The sequence below is a fragment of the Bradyrhizobium sp. Leo170 genome, from assembly GCF_004296405.1.
Taxonomy (GTDB): domain Bacteria; phylum Pseudomonadota; class Alphaproteobacteria; order Rhizobiales; family Xanthobacteraceae; genus Bradyrhizobium.
This window is the reverse complement of record NZ_PSRR01000762.1, coordinates 1-951: the sequence shown is the minus strand read 5'-3', so window position 1 is coordinate 951 and position 951 is coordinate 1. Positions and strand designations below refer to the sequence as shown.

The following is a 951-nucleotide window of genomic DNA, read 5'->3' as shown; positions in this document are numbered from 1 at the left end:
CCCGCTAAAGGTCGCGAACAGTAACGCCGTCGTGGTTAGCTGGGCGTGTCTGTTGGTGCTCTCACCGCCCTAAATCGTGCTGCGATTCCACGCTCACGAAACCAAGTTGTCAACAGGCTCGAACGTCAGCGCATGAAGTTTCCGGACACGATGCAACCTCTGGGATTAATGCGTGTTCGCCTGCATATTTTATGAGGCAGTCAAACCGTCGCAGCTACAAACTCTCTGGACATCGAACAACGGCGAACAAGTGTAAACATGGACACGCGTCGCGTTTGGTGACAATTAAAACGACCATCGATCGTGCTCATGACGATGACACCAGATGGTCAATCCAGCCACATCGACATGGGATTCTGAGGCCGTCTCGGTCCTGCAAAGGATGTGGGGCGCGGGCAATTCGGCGTCTGTGATCGCTGCGGCGATGCATCGATCTCGCAATGCGGTCATCGGCAAGGTCGTTCGCATGAAGCTGCAACGCGCGAATGGATGGCCGGTCACGATGAAGGCGCGAACGGCGTCCCAAACCAGGACAAAGGCGCTGTCGAGCCGGACCGAACCGGCGCGGCCGGTCTCCTACCTTAAGGCGCGCGACTTCCATTGTCACGCCGTGCTCGATCAGCGCGGCGCGGACGGTCTTCGCATGCGCTGCGGCGCGCGACGCCTCAAGGGCGCGTCGTGGTGCCAAGCGCACTATCTCGCCTACTTCAACCATAGCCGGAGTCCCTGATGCCAACACGCGAGGCCCGCGCAGCACATCCCAAGCTCGCCGAGGCCCAGCAAATCACAACAGGGATAGACGATGGCCAAGGCAGCAGCAGTCGCGAACGACTTCGATCCGCAGCTCGTGCAGGAAATCCTGGCGAAGATTGACGGCTACAAATCCGATTTGCTTTCCGAGCGCGGCTCGTCGATGGCGCGGTGCCGCAACATCCGCGAGTCGATCAGCAA

Annotated in this window: 1 protein-coding gene; it reads left to right on the top strand. The window is 59.4% G+C overall.

Going from position 1 to position 951, the window contains the following annotated elements; all coding sequences use genetic code 11:
* Positions 1 to 325 precede the first annotated feature (325 nt).
* Positions 326 to 730 carry a GcrA family cell cycle regulator gene (locus tag CWO89_RS44555; protein ID WP_130584422.1) on the top strand — a complete coding sequence of 135 codons (405 nt, stop codon included), beginning with the start codon at positions 326 to 328 and terminating at the stop codon, positions 728 to 730.
* Positions 731 to 951 lie beyond the last annotated feature (221 nt).

Coding starts and splice junctions, on each gene's coding strand:
- CWO89_RS44555 (WP_130584422.1), top strand. CDS start 326: ATGGTCAATCCAGCCACATCGACATGGGATTCTGAGGCCGTCTCGGTC.